Origin of the sequence: Streptomyces sp. NPDC085927 (assembly GCF_044540975.1) — a bacterium.
In the GTDB taxonomy this organism is placed as follows: domain Bacteria; phylum Actinomycetota; class Actinomycetes; order Streptomycetales; family Streptomycetaceae; genus Streptomyces; species Streptomyces hirsutus.
In genome coordinates this window covers 139,201-154,450 of sequence record NZ_JBITSN010000003.1, presented here as the reverse complement: position 1 = coordinate 154,450, position 15,250 = coordinate 139,201, and the positions used below count along the sequence as shown (strand labels likewise).

17 protein-coding genes are annotated in these 15,250 nt (G+C 72.7%); 12 read left to right on the top strand and 5 right to left on the bottom strand.

All coding sequences use genetic code 11. The annotated features are described in order from the left end of the window. The first annotated feature begins 82 nt into the window (after window positions 1-82). Window positions 83-1,012 (top strand): 1-phosphofructokinase family hexose kinase, encoded by a 930-nt coding sequence (locus ACIF80_RS09735; RefSeq protein ID WP_399801669.1) that lies wholly within the window; start codon window positions 83-85, stop codon window positions 1,010-1,012. 42 nt (window positions 1,013-1,054) lie between these two features. Here ACIF80_RS09735 and ACIF80_RS09730 read toward each other — a convergent pair whose 3' ends face one another. Together ACIF80_RS09730 and cdgB are read right to left on the bottom strand one after the other, a co-directional pair. Beyond that, on the bottom strand, window positions 1,055-2,008 hold the full coding sequence (locus ACIF80_RS09730) for a carbohydrate-binding protein (RefSeq protein ID WP_399801666.1): 954 nt from the start codon (window positions 2,006-2,008) through the stop codon (window positions 1,055-1,057). Between the two features lie 153 nt (window positions 2,009-2,161). Then, a complete protein-coding gene (gene cdgB, locus ACIF80_RS09725) occupies window positions 2,162-3,847 on the bottom strand; it encodes a diguanylate cyclase CdgB (protein WP_399801663.1) in 1,686 nt (561 codons plus the stop codon). Between the two features lie 373 nt (window positions 3,848-4,220). On the opposite strand from cdgB, the gene ACIF80_RS09720 reads away from it, so the two are divergent. Next, the gene (locus tag ACIF80_RS09720; RefSeq protein ID WP_399801660.1) at window positions 4,221-4,805 is read left to right on the top strand and encodes a flavin reductase family protein; all 585 of its coding nucleotides are present in this window, start codon (window positions 4,221-4,223) and stop codon (window positions 4,803-4,805) included. 82 nt (window positions 4,806-4,887) lie between these two features. Beyond that, window positions 4,888-5,361, top strand: a complete 474-nt coding sequence (locus tag ACIF80_RS09715) for a GNAT family N-acetyltransferase (RefSeq protein ID WP_399801658.1) — start codon at window positions 4,888-4,890, stop codon at window positions 5,359-5,361. Window positions 5,362-5,426: 65 nt separating this feature from the next. Here ACIF80_RS09715 and arfB read toward each other — a convergent pair whose 3' ends face one another. Then, window positions 5,427-5,864: an alternative ribosome rescue aminoacyl-tRNA hydrolase ArfB gene (gene arfB, locus ACIF80_RS09710; RefSeq protein ID WP_399801655.1), complete on the bottom strand. Its 438-nt coding sequence runs from the start codon at window positions 5,862-5,864 to the stop codon at window positions 5,427-5,429. Window positions 5,865-6,009: 145 nt separating this feature from the next. Here arfB and ACIF80_RS09705 point away from each other — a divergent pair, with 145 nt between their 5' ends. Beyond that, window positions 6,010-6,585: a TerD family protein gene (locus ACIF80_RS09705; protein WP_042168946.1), complete on the top strand. Its 576-nt coding sequence runs from the start codon at window positions 6,010-6,012 to the stop codon at window positions 6,583-6,585. A gap of 114 nt (window positions 6,586-6,699) precedes the next feature. Here the strand turns inward: ACIF80_RS09705 and ACIF80_RS09700 are convergent, their stop codons facing one another. Beyond that, the gene (locus ACIF80_RS09700; protein WP_399801652.1) at window positions 6,700-8,196 is read right to left on the bottom strand and encodes a M1 family metallopeptidase; all 1,497 of its coding nucleotides are present in this window, start codon (window positions 8,194-8,196) and stop codon (window positions 6,700-6,702) included. Window positions 8,197-8,326: 130 nt separating this feature from the next. Here ACIF80_RS09700 and ACIF80_RS09695 point away from each other — a divergent pair, with 130 nt between their 5' ends. After that, entirely contained in the window at window positions 8,327-8,827 is a 501-nt protein-coding gene (locus ACIF80_RS09695) for a hypothetical protein (RefSeq protein ID WP_399801650.1), read from the top strand. 74 nt (window positions 8,828-8,901) lie between these two features. On the opposite strand, the gene ACIF80_RS09690 is transcribed toward ACIF80_RS09695, so the two are convergent. Then, window positions 8,902-9,585 (bottom strand): pentapeptide repeat-containing protein, encoded by a 684-nt coding sequence (locus ACIF80_RS09690; RefSeq protein WP_399801647.1) that lies wholly within the window; start codon window positions 9,583-9,585, stop codon window positions 8,902-8,904. A 173-nt stretch (window positions 9,586-9,758) separates the two neighbouring features. Here ACIF80_RS09690 and ACIF80_RS09685 point away from each other — a divergent pair, with 173 nt between their 5' ends. The 7 genes from ACIF80_RS09685 to ACIF80_RS09655 all read left to right on the top strand — a co-directional run bounded on the left by ACIF80_RS09685 (window position 9,759) and on the right by ACIF80_RS09655 (window position 15,110). Beyond that, window positions 9,759-10,919, top strand: a complete 1,161-nt coding sequence (locus ACIF80_RS09685) for an NAD(P)-binding protein (RefSeq protein WP_399801645.1) — start codon at window positions 9,759-9,761, stop codon at window positions 10,917-10,919. A 159-nt stretch (window positions 10,920-11,078) separates the two neighbouring features. Further along, window positions 11,079-12,053 (top strand): zinc-binding dehydrogenase, encoded by a 975-nt coding sequence (locus ACIF80_RS09680; protein ID WP_399801642.1) that lies wholly within the window; start codon window positions 11,079-11,081, stop codon window positions 12,051-12,053. A 13-nt stretch (window positions 12,054-12,066) separates the two neighbouring features. Then, window positions 12,067-12,963, top strand: a complete 897-nt coding sequence (locus ACIF80_RS09675) for an aminoglycoside phosphotransferase family protein (protein WP_399801640.1) — start codon at window positions 12,067-12,069, stop codon at window positions 12,961-12,963. Between the two features lie 356 nt (window positions 12,964-13,319). Then, window positions 13,320-13,769, top strand: coding sequence for a hypothetical protein (locus tag ACIF80_RS09670; RefSeq protein ID WP_399801637.1), 450 nt, complete (start codon window positions 13,320-13,322; stop codon window positions 13,767-13,769). A gap of 113 nt (window positions 13,770-13,882) precedes the next feature. Beyond that, on the top strand, window positions 13,883-14,410 hold the full coding sequence (locus tag ACIF80_RS09665) for a DUF6907 domain-containing protein (protein WP_399801635.1): 528 nt from the start codon (window positions 13,883-13,885) through the stop codon (window positions 14,408-14,410). Then, the gene (locus tag ACIF80_RS09660) at window positions 14,407-14,721 is read left to right on the top strand and encodes a hypothetical protein (protein ID WP_399801632.1); all 315 of its coding nucleotides are present in this window, start codon (window positions 14,407-14,409) and stop codon (window positions 14,719-14,721) included. The genes ACIF80_RS09665 and ACIF80_RS09660 overlap by 4 nt, the downstream gene beginning before the upstream one ends. Further along, on the top strand, window positions 14,718-15,110 hold the full coding sequence (locus ACIF80_RS09655; RefSeq protein WP_399801629.1) for a DUF6907 domain-containing protein: 393 nt from the start codon (window positions 14,718-14,720) through the stop codon (window positions 15,108-15,110). Before ACIF80_RS09660 ends, ACIF80_RS09655 begins: the two co-directional genes overlap by 4 nt. Window positions 15,111-15,250: the final 140 nt, after the last annotated feature.

The following is a 15,250-nucleotide window of genomic DNA, read 5'->3' as shown; positions in this document are numbered from 1 at the left end:
AGCGGGTGCCCGACGGGGGGTGGGCCGACGGCCGTCTCTTTGGCATGATCGGGGGCCGGCATGACGGAGGGAGGCCGGTCCGGTGATCCTCACCGTCACACTGAACACCGCTCTCGACATCACCCATCGCGTGCCCGCCCTGCGCCCGGGCGCCTCCCACCGGGTCGCCGAGGTGCTCGAACGCCCCGGCGGCAAGGGCGTCAACGTGGCCAGGGTGCTCGCCGCCCTGGGCCACGAGACGACGGTCACCGGCTTCGCCGGCGGCCTCACCGGACGGCTCCTGCGCGAGAGGCTGACGGCGATACCGGGCCTGACGGACGCGCTGCTCCCGGTGTCCGGCACGACCCGGCGCACCCTGGCCGTGGTCGACGAACGCTCCGGCACCACCACCCAGCTCAACGAGCCCGGCCCGGTCGTCTCCCCCGCCGAGTGGAGCGCCTTCCAGGAGGTCTACGAGGATCTGCTGGAGGGTGTCTCGGCGGTGGCCCTGTGCGGCAGTCTGCCCCCGGGCGTCCCGGTCGGCGCCTACGCGGGACTGATCCGCACCGCCCGCGCCGCCAAGGTCCCCGTCCTCCTCGACACCAGCGGGGCACCGCTGCGCCGCGGCATCGCCGGGCGCCCCGACATCCTCAAGCCGAACGCCGAGGAACTGGCCGAACTCACCGGCTCCCACGATCCGTTGACCGCCACCCAGGACGCCCGCCGGCGCGGCGCCGGCGCGGTGGTCGCCTCCCTGGGCCCGGACGGGCTGCTCGCGGTGACCCCTCAGGGCCGCTGGCGCACCGCACCACCGGCCCGCCTGCGCGGCAACCCCACCGGCGCCGGCGACTCCCTGGTCGCGGGCCTGCTGTCGGGCCTGGTGGAGCACCTGCCGTGGCCGGACCGCCTCGTCCGGGCGGCAGCCCTGTCGGCGGCGACCGTACTGGCCCCGACGGCAGGCGAGTTCGACCGCGAGACCTATGAGGACCTGCTGCGGCGCACGGTGGTCACGAGCGAGGCCGGAGCGGCGTAGGGCCTGTCCCGGTGGCCGGCGCCGACCGGAACGGCCCCGCCCCTACTCCTTGACCCGGCCTTCCTTCAGCCACAGCTGGTCCAGCAGGACGTTGCACTTGTCGCCGTCGTTGCAGGAGACCGAGATCGTGTTGGTGCCCTTGTTGAGGGCGGGCCAGGCGAAGGTCTTGGTCCAGCCCTTGGAGAAGTCGCCGTCCTTGGCGCGGGCGAAGTTGTCCATGTTCAGCTTGTTGCCGAACTCCTTGCCGTTGACGGTGAGCGTCATCGACTGGGGATCGTCGGTGGTGCTGTAGCGCACGAAGACGGTGTAGTCACCGTCCTTCGGGATGCCGTCGACCGTCCAGGTGACCGCGGCACCCGGCTGGTTGAGGTTCGCCACGTAGGTGCCGCCGTCGGACTGCGCGCCCTCGACGTCCTGCGCCAGGGCCGCGCCGCCGCCCAGGCGCAGCGCCTTCGCGTCGATCGGCGGCAGCTCGGCCGCTTCCTCTTCTTCCTTGTCACCGCTCGCCGGGGGGCTGCTCGGTTCGGTGGTCTGGGCCTGGGTCGGCGTCGAGTCGGCCTGGTTCTCGCCCTTGTCGTCCTCGTCGTTGCCACCGATCATGGCCACGCTGATGCCGATGACCACCGCGGCGACCACCGCGACGGCGCCGATGAGCAGGCCCTTGGTGTTCGGGCCGCGGCCCCGGCCGCCTCCGCCATGACCACCGCGGCCGCCCGGAAGCTGCGACGAGACGGTGGGGGCGGCGCCGGGCAGCGTCTCCGGTGCCGCGTAGTTCGCGTTCGGCCGGCCGTACGTTCCCTGCTGCTGCGGCGCCTGCGCCGCGGGACCCTGCTGGCCGTACTGGCGTGTGCCGACCGGCCGCACCCGGTTGACCGAGTTCGGGTAGCCGTAACCCCCGGACGGCGGCTGGGCTCCGTTGGCCTGCCCGTCGGCGTAGAGGTAGCCGAACGGGTCGTCGTCCTCGGGCGTGCTCGCGCCGTTGTTGCCGGGCGTCATCCCTTGGTACTCCTAGCTGCGGATCGGATGCGGTACAGGTGCTGAGAAGAGCGAGCCTACCCTCCCCCCTTCTCGAATTTACTCGAACGGGGGGACCCTCACCCGACGGCCCGAACGGGTGACTCAGGCCGCATCAACTCGCTGAGCTGCGGTTCATCCCGCACGCCGATGCTGTTTGGGACGAGATCGTTTCTCGATGTACATCCGCTCGTCGGCCGACTTCAGCACTTCGTCCGCCGTCATGCCGCAGTGGGCCCATCCGATGCCGAAGCTGGCGCCGACCCGCACGGCCCGGCCCTCGGCCCGTATGGGCTGGATGATCTCGTTGCGCAGCCGTACGGCGAGGTCCTGGGCGTCGGCCCGGCCGAGCCCGTTGGCGAGGATCACGAACTCGTCGCCGCCGAGCCGGGCGACGGTGTCGCCGTCCCGGACGCCGTCGCTGAGCCGGCGGGCGACCTCGATGAGCACCGCGTCGCCCGCGTTGTGCCCGAACCGGTCGTTGATCGACTTGAAGCCGTCGAGGTCGCAGAAGAGCACCGCGAGGCCCTTGGCGCCGTCGTCGTGGTCCGCGGCGGGGGCAATGGCGTGCACATGATGGTCGTATCCCTCGAACCCCTCGGCCTCGGGCGGGAAGTCGAAGTCGTGGCCGCGGTCGAAGGCGGGCGGGCCGTAGGCGGCGTCCTGGGAGTCGAAGGACTCGAAGGCGGCCATGGCTTCGTCCCCGCCGGCGGGCAGCATCGACGGGCGCTGCTGACACAGGCGGGCGGAGAGCCGGGTGCGCAGCTCCGCCGAGTTCGGCAGGCCGGTGAGGGAGTCGTGGGAGGCACGGTGGGCGAGGTGCAGCTCGCGGCGCTTGCGCTCCTCGATGTCCTCGACGTGGGTGAGCAGGAAGCGCGGCCCGTCGGCCGCGTCGGCGACCACGGAGTTGCGCAGGGACACCCACACGTAGGTGCCGTCCCGGCGGGCCAGCCGCAGCTCGGCGCGGCCGCCCTCGGCGGAGGTCCGCAGCAGCGTGCCGATGTCCTCGGGGTGCACGAGGTCGGAGAAGGAGTAGCGGCGCATCGCGGAGGCGGGGCGGCCGAGCAGCCGGCACAGCGCGTCGTTGGTGCGCAGGACGCGCCCGTGCTGGTCGCCGCCCATCTCCGCGACGGCCATGCCGGACGGGGCGTACTCGAAGGCCTGCCGGAAGCTCTCCTCGCTGGCGCGCAGTGCCTGCTGCTCGCGCTCCAGGCGGACCAGGGCGCGCTGCATGTTGGAGCGCAGCCGGGCGTTGCTGATTGCGATGGCGGCTTGGAAGGCGTACATCTGGAGCGCTTCGCGGCCCCAGGCGCCGGGCAGCCGGCCGTTGCGCGGGCGGTCCACGGAGAGCACGCCGACCAGTTCGCCGGCTCCGCCGCCCTGCGGGCCGGGGGCGTACATCGGGGCGAAGAGGCGGTCGGAGGGGTGCCACTCGTCCTCGAAGCGGGGGGCGGGCCCGTCGGTGTACCACTGCGGGACGTCGTCGTCGTCGAGGACCCAGCCCTCGGTGTGCGGTATGAAGATCAGGTCGCCCCAGGCCTCGCCCATGGAGAGGCGGCGCTCCCAGGACTCGCGGGAGCCGACCCGGCCGGTGATGAGGGCTTCGGCTGCCGCGTTGCCCGACAGGGCGGCCACGACCAGGTCGCCGTCGGGACGCACGAGGTTGACGCAGGCCAGTTCGTACCCCAGGGCGTCGACCACGCCGTCGGCGACGGTCTGGAGGGTGTCGGCCAGGCTGCGGGCCGTGTTCATGTCGGCCATGCCCTGGTGCAGTTGCCGCAGGGAAGCAAGACGGACGTAGGGCTCCGACTCGGTCTCCATGCTCACCCTCCCCCCGGGACCTCGCAGCGAATCAAGCGTTCTCATCGGCGTATCGTCCTGGCAGTCTCCCCGCCACTGAATCACAGCGCGCTGCCCACTCGGTACACAGGGTCAACAATTATCGCCTCTTGTGACTCAAGTCACAACTAAACGTGAACAATTGGGAGACCTTTCCGCGATTTCTCCGGCCATTCACCGGATACGCCGAATGCGCGGCATGCGCCGCATGCGAATTCCGCACCCCTTCCACAGGGTTCGGTCCGTGGGTGCCGGCTCGCGCCCGTGGGGCGCGGGAGTCCGTCGCTGGTCCTAGGTCCCCGCTCGGGCGGAGGCCCGATGCGGTGTGCATGGAGCGGAGACTAGCGTTCCCGGTGTGCTGAACACTCCCGTACCCCCGTCCACGATCACCGCCGTACCCGCCGCCCGGCATGCTGAGGGGGTGAGCAACGACGAGTTCCGCGCAGCCCTGTCCCGTCTGGCCGCCGGTGTGGTCCTGGTGACCGCGCAGGAGCCGTCGCTGGACCCGGACGACCCGCGGGCACCGGTCGGCGAGGACGTCGGCATGACCGCGACCGCGTTCCTGTCGGTGTCCCTGGACCCGCCGTTGGTGCTGGTCAGCCTGCGTGAGGGCTCCCGCATGGACGACCTGCTCGACGAGCAGCCGCTGTGGTCGGTGTCGGTCCTGTCCGAGAGCCAGCGGCACATCGCGGGCCGCTTCTCGATGAAGGGCCGGATCAGCGACCGCCTCCTCTTCGCGGACATCCCGTACGTGCGGGGCGAGTACAGCGGCGCCCCCCTGGTCGGCGGCGCCCTCGCCACCCTGGAGTGCCGCACCGAGCAGAGGGTGTCGGCCGGCGACCACACCCTGGTGATCGGCCGCGTCCTGGCGGCGGACGTACCCAGTGCGGACGGCGGGCCGCTGACCTACTTCCGCGGCCGTTACCGGCACCTGGCCTGAGCGTTTCCGGGGCTCCTCACGGAAGCCTCCCGGGCCGGAAATTCCTTTTACCGAAAGGGAATTGCGTCCCTACGCTGCCCGGGTGACAAAGACCACAACTCCCCGCCTCGAAGAGATCACCCCGAAAAACCTCGACGCCGCCCTCGGCATACGCGTCCGCCCCGACCAGGAGTTCGCGGTCGCCCCGGTCGTGAAGTCCCTCGCCGAGGCATACGTCCACTCCGGCTCCGCCTGGCCGCGCCTGATCATGGACGGTGACCGCGCGGTCGGCTTCCTGATGGCCTTCCTCGACATCGACTGGCACGAGGACGGCGGCAGCGTCGTCCGCTCGGGCCTGTGGCGGCTGAACATCGCAGCCGGGGAACAGGGCAAGGGCTACGGCCGCTTCGCCGTGGAGTCGGTCGCCGCCCAGATCCGCGCCCGGGGCGGCAGGGAGCTCCACGTCACCTGGCACCCCGGCGAGAACGGCCCGGAACGCTTCTACCTCGGCCTGGGCTTCCGCAAGAACGGGGAGGTCGTCGAGGAGGAGACGGTCGGGGTGCTGGACCTGGCCTGACGGCCGCCCTCGCGGTCACGGCCGCCCTCGCAGTCCCGCGCGCATCATCCCCGGCCCCGCGCGGGTCACCCCCAGTCGCGCGCGGAGCGCCCCCGCTTCGTCTCCGAGCGCTGCTTCTTCTCCCGCAGCCGGCGCTCGTTGATGCCGCGCGGGATGCGGGTCGGCTTGCGGGGCCGGGGCGGGGGCGCGGTGGCCTCGGCGAGGAGTGCCGCGAGGCGCACGGCGGCGGTCTCGCGGTTGCGCCACTGGGAGCGGTGCTCGGAGGCCCGGACGGTGACGACGCCGTCGGACAGCCGCCCCGCCAGCCGCTCCAGCGCCCGCTCCTTCCACACCTCGGGCAGCGCTTCGGTGGCGGCGAGGTCGAACCGCAGCTCGACCTGCGAGTCGGTGGTGTTCACGTGCTGCCCGCCGGGCCCCGACGAACGCGAGAAACGCCACATGAGCTCGGCCTCGGGCAGGAGGACGGAACCGCGGATGACATGGGGACCGGACATGCCGTCCATGGTCCCGCCCCTGACCGGTCCGCGTCACCCGAATATCCCGGGTAAAGAAAGTAAAGCCACCTGGAACCTCGCGTGCTCCTCTCGCGTTCAGAGAGGTAGCTGTAGCTTCGTAGCCGTACGTACACGAGGGAAGGGACTCCCAACAATGGCTGTAAGCCTGTCCAAGGGTGGCAACGTCTCGCTCACCAAGGAGGCTCCGGGCCTGACCGCCGTCACCGTGGGCCTCGGCTGGGACGTCCGCACCACCACCGGCACGGACTTCGACCTCGACGCCTCCGCGATCGCGGTCAACCCGCAGAGCAAGGTGTACTCGGAGGGGCACTTCGTCTTCTTCAACAACAAGCAGACCCCGGACAGCACCATCGTCCACACCGGCGACAACCGCACCGGTGAGGGCGAGGGCGACGACGAGCAGATCAACGTCAACCTGGCCGGCCTCCCGGCGGACGTCGACAAGATCGTCTTCCCGGTCTCGATCTACGACGCCGAGAACCGCAGCCAGAACTTCGGCCAGGTGCGCAACGCGTACATCCGCATCCTCAACCAGGCCGGCGGCACCGAGATCGCCCGCTACGACCTGTCCGAGGACGCGGCCACCGAGACCGCCATGGTCTTCGGCGAGCTGTACCGCAACGGCGCCGAGTGGAAGTTCCGCGCCGTCGGCCAGGGCTACGCCTCGGGCCTGACGGGCATCGCCCAGGACTTCGGCGTCAACGTCTGACGGACGCCCCACACCACGCTTCGGAGCCCCCGGCCCGCCTCCTTCTCGGCGGCCGGGGGCTCCGGCACGGGCAGGACCTGTTCCAGGACCGCGGGGCTTCGGGTCTTCGGGACTTCAGGGCTTGGACGGCCGTACCGGCTTCCCCTTCCCGTACAGCCAGTCCGACCAGACCGCGCCGAAGTCCTCGTCCGGGGCCGACCTCTCCACGTACGCCGTGAAGCCGGCGGTGTCCGCGTTGCCGTGGCGGTGGTCCGCCGCCCAGCCGCGGAGGAGGGCGCGGAAGGCGTCGTCGCCGACCGTCCGCCGGATCCTGTGCAGGACCATCGCGCCGCGCTGGTAGACGGGGACACCGGAGATGTGCGCCGCGTCGGGCGGCCGCGCGGGCGGGAACGACCAGATCGCCTCGTTCGTCGCCGCGTCGGGGAAGTACGTCCCGGCGTACATCGCGTCGAAGGTCTCCTGGGCGGTGCCGTCGCCGTGGTCCTCCCGCCACAGCCACTCCGCGTAGGTCGCGAACCCCTCGTTGAGCCACATGTCCCGCCAGGTCTTCGGCGTGACGGAGTTGCCGTACCACTGGTGGGCCAGCTCATGCACCAGGAGCAGGGTGCTGGGCGCCCCGGCGAACACGGGCCGGTTCTGGGTCTCCAGCGCGTACCCGGCGTCCCCGGGACGCTCGACGATCGCCCCCGCCGAGGAGAAGGGGTACGGGCCGAACCAGCCCTCCGCCCACTCCACGGCCTCCGGGAGCCGCGCCAGCACCGCACGGCTCGCCGCCGCCTGCCGCGGATCGACGGCGGTGTGGACGGGAAGGCCGTCGCGGGTCGTGGTGCGGCCGGTCTCGTACCGGCCGACGGCGAGCACGGCGAGGTAGCTCGCCATCGGCTCGGTGGTACGCCAGGTGAAGGCCGTCCGGTTCCCCTTCGTCCGCTCCCCCGCGGGCTCGCCGTTGGACACCGCCCGCAGGCCCTTGGGCACCGTCGCCGTGACGGTGTACGTCGCCTTGTCGAAGGGATGGTGGTTGCCCGGGAACCACGCCATCGAGCCCGTCGGCTGGCCCAGTGCCAACGCCCCGTCCGCGGTGCGCAGCCAGCCCTCCTCGGAGCCGTCCGGGTCGGTGACGGTCACCGGGGCGCCGGAGTAGCGGACGACCACCCGGAACGTCAGGTTCCGGTCCAGTGCCTTCGCCGGCCGGACCGTCAGCTCCTGGCCGGCGCGCCGCCAGCGGGCGGTGCCGCCGTCGACGGTGATCCGCTCGACGTCCAGACCCTCGAGGTCCAGGTTCAGCGCGGTCAGGTCCTCGGTCGCGCGGGCGGTGATCGTCGCGGTGCCGGTGAGGTGGTGGGCGGCCGGGTCGTAGGCGAGGTCGAGCGCGTAGTGGGAGACGTCGTAGCCGCCGTTGCCCGCCTTCGGGAAGTACGGGTCGCCCACCCCGGCACTGCCCGAACCGTCCGAACCGCCGGAACCCCCGGGCCCGCCGGACGCACCGCCCGCGCACCCGGCCACCGTCACCGCCACGAGGACGAGGACGAGGGTGAGGGTGAGGGTGAGGGCAGCAGGCGGACGAGGGCCGTGGGGACGGCGGGGGCCACGGGGACGGGAGCGGAGGCGCACCCCGCGATCCTAGGAAGAACGCGGCCGCACACCACGGAACGACCCCGGTCGCCGCGCAGTCCTCGGGCCCGCTCCTCCCCCGGGCCGTCCGCTGCCGTCCCCCCGCCCCCGCCGTGACACCATCACCTTCGTGCTCGACATCGGCTATGCCCTCTCCAACCGTTTCCCCGACCCGCCGCAGACCGACTACCGCCGTGCGGACGTCCACGCCCTGCGGCACGACCTCTTCTGCGGCGACGTCTACCTCGCCGACACCAAGGAGGACCGGGAACTGTCCACAGCCTGGGGATGGGTGCCGGTGCTCGACTTCGCCTGGGCCCTGTGCGACATCGCGGAACTCCTCGACCGGGACCCGGCGGGCTCCCGCGCCTCCCGCCCCCAGTACGCGGAACTGGACTTCACCGAATCCACCGACCGGCTGCTCTTCGAACGCCGCTTCGGCTGGGTCGACATCGAGGCCGAGTGGCTGCCGGCGGACGAACCGCCCCTGACCTTCTCCCACTCCGAACTCCGCCGCGAGGCCCGCGACTTCCTGCACGACCTGCTCGCCGACCTCACCGACCTGCACGAGGACCTGGGCGAGAACCCGGCCGTCTGGACCCTCCAGGCCCGCTACCCCCGCCTCGAGTAACCCGCCCCGCCCCTCAAGGCTCCCCTTCTCAGCCCGCCCCCTTCCGCCCCGCTCCTCAGCCCCTCGCCCTCCCCTCAGCCCTCCACGCGGATCCCCAGCTCCCCCGCCAGCACCGGTGCCAGATCCAGCAGCTGCCCCGTGCTGATCACCGCCCCCGCCAGCCGGTCCACCCCCCGGGCGATCTCCAGCGAAGCGGCACCGCGCAGATCGACGTCCGTGAGCGTGGCCCCGCTGAGATCCGCGCCCTTCAGCGCGCAGTCCACGAACTCCACCCGCTCCAGCCGCGCCCCGCCGAAGTCCGGCTCGACCAGCACACAGCTCTCGAAGACGACGTCCCTGAGCCGCGCGGACCGCAGATTCAGGAAATCGATCTTCCCGCCCCGGACCAGCACCCGCTCCAGCTCCGCCCCGTGCAACTGAGTCCCCCCGAGACGCGCGTCCGTCATCTCGACGTCGCGCAGCGTCGCCCCGGAGAGATCCGTGCCCACCCCCCGCACGCCGGCGAGGACCGAGTCCAGCACCCGGGCCCTGGACAGCCGCGTCTCGTCCAGCGCGCATCCCGTCAGCACGCAGTCCATGAACCGCGCCCCCGCGCCGTCCTGCGCCGAGAGATCCGCCTCGAAGAACTCCAGCCCGTCGTAATCCCCGTCCGGCTCCAGGTCACCCCCCTCGTACCGCTCGGGCTCCGGCAGCCGCAGCTCCGGACGCCGTGCGCCCTTCACCCCCGTACCGCCCGCCGACACCGCTCGCCTCACCATGCCCTCATCCTGCACTCCCCCGCTGACAATCGGCCTGACCTGCGAAGACCTCGGACCTGTCACATCCTGGGGCCCCGGGCCGTCGTAGCCACGAACCACCGGAACCACCGGAGACGGGACGGAACCGTCTCCGGGACCGCCAGGCGCGACCCCGATCGAGGGAGAACCCAGCCATGCAGCGCATCACCGTCATCGGCGGCGGCTTCGCCGGACTGACCGCGGCCATCACCGCCGCCGAGGCAGGAGCCGACGTCACCCTCCACGAAGCGCACCACACCCTCGGCGGCCGCGCCCGCACCGCCGAGGGCCCCTACCGGACCAATGAGGGCCCCCACGCCCTCTACAGCGGCGGCCCGCACTGGTCCTGGCTCCGGCAACGCGGCCTCCTCGGCCCCCTCGCGCCCCTTCCGCCCCTGGAAGCCGCCCGCCTCCGGTTCCGCCACCACGGCACCCTGCGCCGCGTCCCGCCCCTCGCCCTGCTGAAGCTGCTGCGCCGCGCCCACGCCCATGCCCCTGTCGACACCGACTTCCGTACCTGGGCCACCGGCATCGCCGGCGAGGAGGGTGCGCGCGCCGCCGCCCACTACTCGGCCGTCGCCCTCTTCCACCACGACCCCGGCTCCCTCTCCGCCGCCTTCGTCCAGGAACGCCTGCGCCGCGCGGCCAAACTGCCGCCGGAGGCCCACTACCCGCGCGGCGGCTGGGGCGCCCTCGTCGACCGCATGGCCTCCCGCGCCTGGAACCTGGGCGTCCGCATGGAGACCCTGTCCCGCGTGGACACACTCCCCACGGACGCCCCGGTCGTCGTCGCCACCTCCCTGGACGCCGCCCGCCGCCTCCTCGGCGACCCCGCCCTCACCTGGCCGAGCGGCCGCACCGTCCTCGTCGACCTCGCCCTGCGCACCCGGCGCGGCGACGCGTTCGTCGTCTCCGACCTGGACGCGCCCGGCTGGCTGGAACGGTTCACCGCCCAGGACCGCACCCTCGCCCCCGCCGGCGAACAGCTCCTCCAGGGCCAGTTCCCCATCGCCCCGCACGAGACCAGGGCCGACGGCGTGGCCCGCGCCGAGGAACTGCTGGACCTGGGCCACGCGGACTGGCGGGAGCGCCTCACCTGGCGGCGGGAGGCGGTGGCGACCGGGCGGACCGGCGCCGTCGACCCGCCCGGCGCCGGCTGGCGCGACCGGCCCGCCGTCGACCGCGGCGACGGCGTCTACCTCGCGGGCGACCAGGTCGCCGCCCCCGGGGTGCTCTCCGAGGTCTCCTTCAACAGCGCCCTCACGGCCGTCTCCCTCGCCCTCGGCCGGCACGAGCTTGACCTCAAGCGAGCTTGAGGTTGAACAGTGGGCCCCACCACAGCGACCACGCCGAACCGGCATCCGGGCCGGCGTCCGGGCGTTCGCCCGGGCCGGCGTCCGGGCGTTCGCCCGGACCGGTCGGCCCGGACCGATGCCCCGGACCGGCTTCCCGGACCGCGCCCACAGGAGACGCCCATGCACGCCATCCGCCTGCACGCCTTCGGCCCCGCCGAGAACCTCACCCACGAACAGGTCCCGGATCCGCGGCCGGGCCCCGGCCAGGTGCGGATCACCGTCCGGGCCGCCGGGGTCCACCTCCTGGACACCGCCCTGCGGCAGGGACAGCGGGGCCCGGCCCCCGCCCCGGCCACCCTGCCCACCGTCCCCGGCCGCGAGATCGCCGGAGTCGTCGACGCCCTCGGCGACGGCACGTCCGCACACTGGCTCGGCAAGCGCGTCGTCGCCCACCTCGGATTCGCCCCCGGAGGCTACGCGGAGCTGGCCGTCACCGATGCCGGCCGTCTGCACGAGATCCCGGAGCGCCTGGACTTCGCCCAGGCCGTCGCCATGATCGGCACCGGTCGCACGGCCATGGGCATCGTGCAGTTCGCCGAACCCGGCCCCGGGGACGTGGTCGTCGTCCCCGCCGCGGCCGGCGGCATCGGCACCCTCCTCGTGCAGTACGCCAGGAACGCGGGCGCCACCGTCATCGGCCTCGCCTCAGGCCCCGGCAAGACCGCCCGGGTCTCGGCGAACGGCGCCGACCTCGCCGTCGACTACGCGGACCCGGCCTGGCCCGCACGACTCGCCGCCCACGAGGGCAAGGTGACCCTCGTCTACGACGGCGTGGGCGGCGACATCGCCCGCACGGTCGTCGCCCTGCTCGCCCCCGGCGGTCGCCACGTCGTCTTCGGCTGGTCCGCCCAGGGCCTCGACAGCACCGACCCCTACCTCGTCGACGGCGTCTCCCTCAACGTCCTCGGCCCCGAGATGATGCGCAGAGCAGGCGGCCCCGACCCCCTACGCACCCTCGAACTGCGCGCCCTCACCGAAGCCGCCGAAGGCAGGCTCACCCCCGCCGTCCACCGCTTCCCCCTCGCCGAGGCCGCAGCCGCCCACCGCGCCCTGGAGAACCGGGGCACGACCGGAAAGGTCGTCCTGGAGCCGTGAGCGCCGTACTACCGTGCCCACCGTGATCCACGTACCCGAGGAACTCGCCGCGGCACAGGAGAAGTTCAACGGGGAGGCGGGCCGCGCCTTCCTCGCCCGGCTGCCCGGTCTGGCCGCCGCCTCCCTGGAACGCTGGGACCTGCGCGTCACCGGCGCGCCGATGCACGGCGTGAGCGCCCTGGTTCTCCCCGTCGACCGCGCGGACGGCACACCGGCCGTGCTGAAGCTCCAGATCCTGGACGAGGAGAGCGAGGGCGAACCGGTCGCCCTGCGGATCTGGGACGGCGACGGAGCGGTCCGCCTGCTGGAGCACGACGCGTCCACCCACACCATGCTCCTGGAACGTCTCGACCCCTCCCGGATGCTCTCCCACCTCCCGGACGTCCATGAGGCCGTCCTGGTGATCGCCCGCCTGCTGGCCCGCCTCGGCGCCACCCCCGCCCCGGCGGGCATGCGCCGCCTCGGCGACCTCGCCCGCGCCATGCTGGAGCAGACCCCCCGGGCCCTGGACCGCGTCCCGGACCCGGCGGCCCGCCGCATCCTCGCCGACTGCGCGGCGGCCGTACGGGAGGTCGCGGACGAGCCCGGCGACCGCCTCCTGCACTGGGATCTGCACGAGGAGAACGTCCTGGCCGCCGACCGTGCCGACTGGGTCGCCATCGACCCCAAGCCGCTCGCCGGCGACCCCGGCTTCGACCTCTGGCCGGCCCTGGACAACCGCTTCGACGCCGCCGACGTCCGCTGGCGCTTCGACGCGATGACCGACGTCCTCGGCCTGGACCGCGAGCGGGCCCGCGCGTGGACGTACGGCCGGCTGCTGCAGAACTGCCTCTGGGACCTCGAGGACGGCCGCCCCCTGGAGGACCGCCAACTGGAGATCGCCCGCCGCCTGAGCACCCGGACACCATGAAAAATCCCGGGCCGGATCTCTCCGGCCCGGGAACCGGAGCCCCCTGTCGGATTCGAACCGACGACCTACGCATTACAAGGTCTATCGGGGCACCTCTGAGACCTGCAGCATGACGCAATTATGGCCCTGACCTGCGGAAATACCTTCTGGCGTCATCCGTCGTTGTCTCCGGTTATCCCGGGGTCACGTGTACGGCATGTGTACTGCGGCCCGTCATCCTTGCTTCCCACTGTCTTGCAGATCTGCATTGACTGATGCTAATCTGCATTAACGCCACAACGAAGGCAGCCCCCGACGGTGCTGGTAACACCGACCGAGGGCCTGACGGAACAACCTGACGCAACAGGGAGCCCGCTGTGTTCCAGCTTCTCACGTCCCCCCGGACCGCCCGCACCGTGCGCGGCCTGATCGGGAACCTCATCGAGACGGCCGCCGACGCCGTCCGCTCCCTCGCCCCCGCCGAGCCGGCCGAGGTCGCCCCGGACCCGGCCGGCCTGTACGAGGCGGACGAGATGCCCGAGACCGAGGCGATCGAGGCCGCCGCCGCCGAGTACGAGCGCGCCGCCGACCAGGCCCGCCGCGCCGACCGCGGCAAGCGCGCCGCGAAGAAGGTCCTCGACCGGCTCCCGGCCGGCGTGTACGGCGCCTGGCGGATCTTCCGCACCCCGTCGTCCCGGCAGACCCCGGACCTCGCCGCCATCACCGCCACGTACAAGCAGCTCGGCCTCGGCCCGGTCCCGATGAAGGCGTGCGCGGCCTCCCTCAAGGTCGAGGCCGTCGAGCCCGCCCTCTCCGTCGCCGCCTGAGCGACCCCCTGACCACTGCTCTACGGCCGCCGCACAAGCGGACGGCCCCGGCAGGTGTTGCGAGCACCCGCCGGGGCCTGTGGCCGAACCCCTCCAGAACAGGGAGAACAACCATGGGCAACACCGTACTGCCCCCCGTCAACCTGCCCTCGATCCCGGTGCAGCCGTCCCCCAACGTCTCGCCGCTGCCGACCGGTTCCCGGCTGGTGCCGGCCTCCATCGGCCGCCCGGGGCGTGTGCAGACGGTCTACATCTCGTGCCCGGTCTGGTGCCACGTCGACCACGCCGAGGTGCGGGAGGTCGCCGTCGAGGACGTCACGCACTACGGGCCCGGCGGCGGTATCCAGGTGCCGGACATGGGCGACGACTCGACGGCCGTCCTCGAGTGGTACGTGAACCTCATGGCCGACCCGGTGGCGTCGGACCCGCGGATGCGGGCCGCGCACCTGGTCGTGGCCGACGGCGCGTCCGCGAACGACGCGCACCTGACGAACGAGCAGGCCGAGGAGCTGGCGAACGAGCTGGAGCGCCTGGCCGCGGACATCCGCAGTTCGCTGCAGATCTGCCGCGCCTCGAACGACGACTCCGACCCGGACATGGACGAGGCCCTGCGCCGCGTCCGCAAGGGGCGGTCGGCGTGAACGACGACGTTCGCGAGCTGCTGGCCGCCGTTCTGGAGGCCATCGACCTTCCGCACCCGGCTACGACCGGCGGTGCCGAGGTGCACGACCGGCTGCTGTCGGCCCGTGTCGTGCACGCCCGGATCGCCCTGCGGAACCTGCTGGACGACGTGCCCGACCTCGGGCCCGCCTGGACCGCGAAGTACCTGCGTGAGCGGCTCGCCGAGCACCCGGTCACCGGATACGTCACGGTCGACCAGGCGCACGCCGCGCTCGACGCCGGCAAGACGTGGTCCGAGGCCGTCACCCTCCCCGCAGGGGAGGAGCGGTGAACGGGACGCCCCCGCGGATCCCGATGGTCCGCACGGTCACACTCGACACGCTCGACTCCGGCCCGGTCAGCTTCGACTGCCCCGCCTGGTGCATCGGCCACGGCTGGCAGGAGGGGGCGACCGTCGGACGCAACGACATCACCCACAACTCGGTCAGGGTGAAGGCGGCCGTCGACACGGAGTCCTACGGGCTGATGCCGGTGCTGACCGCGCGGATCTCGTGGGCGCCGTTCGTCGAGCTGGTGCCGCGGGTCGCCGTCGAGGTCGACCTCGTGGGCGACTTCGAGGCCGAGGAGATCGCGGGGGTGGCCGGCGCGCTGCGCACGGCCGCCGCCCGGCTCGAGAACGTCGCCGCCGAAGCGCTCCGACTGCGGGGCGACGTCCAGTGACCGCTAAGTGGCCCATCCCGCGTCCGACGGAGCACGCCGCTCTGCGTGGCGTCGCCCGATCGGTCCGGCCCCTGCCCCCCGTTCCCGCCTTGATGGCCGCCCTGGTCGACGCCGTCGACCGCCGCGACCGCGAAGGCATC